Raw genomic sequence first — 763 nt, forward strand, 5'->3', positions numbered from 1 at the left:
CGCTGGTGAGCGCGCATATCCCGGCGCTGGACGAGGCCGCGCGCGAGAAACGGCTGCATGCGGCCCTGCAGGAAGCCGTCCGCAATGGTCTGACCGGCGTGCATGACATGGGCGTGTCGCGCGAGGATCTGGCGTTGATGAAGCGTCTGGCCGATCAGGGCAGATTGCCACTGCGTATCGATGCCTACGCCGATGGCAACCAGGCGGCGCTGGATGATCTGTGCCGCAGCGGGCTGTATCAGCATGCCGGCGGACGCCTGCAGATGCGTGGCGTGAAATTGTTCATGGATGGCGCGCTGGGCAGCCGCGGCGCCGCGCTGCTGGCCGATTACAGCGATGATCCGCACAACCACGGCCTGCTGATGACCTCGCCAGCCGATTTCGAGCTGGCGGTGCGCAAGGCCGACGGCTGCAAGGTGCAGGTGGCCACCCATGCCATCGGTGATCGCGGCAACCGGATCGTGCTCGATACCTATGAGAAAGTGCTGGGTGCGCGCAAGGGGGATGACCACCGCTGGCGCGTCGAACATGCGCAGGTGGTGGCGCTGGAGGACATCGCCCGCTTCGCGCCGCTGGGGGTTGTCGCCTCGATGCAGCCCACCCACGCCACCTCGGATATGGGCTGGGCCGAGCAGCGCGTGGGCCCGGAGCGGATCAAGGGCGCCTACGCCTGGCAGCGTTACCTGCACAGCGGGGCCCGGCTGGCGCTGGGCTCGGATTTCCCGGGTCCGAACAGGTCGATCCGCGCCTGGGCCTGTATGCG

At 67.9% G+C, this 763-nt stretch carries 1 protein-coding gene; it reads left to right on the top strand.

Going from position 1 to position 763, the window contains the following annotated elements:
• Positions 1-763, top strand: a 763-nt coding sequence (locus tag JCM9942_RS17295; RefSeq protein ID WP_256202430.1) for an amidohydrolase, incomplete at both ends; no start/stop codon positions are given.

The organism is Stenotrophomonas pictorum JCM 9942 (assembly GCF_001310775.1).
Classification (GTDB): domain Bacteria; phylum Pseudomonadota; class Gammaproteobacteria; order Xanthomonadales; family Xanthomonadaceae; genus Stenotrophomonas; species Stenotrophomonas pictorum.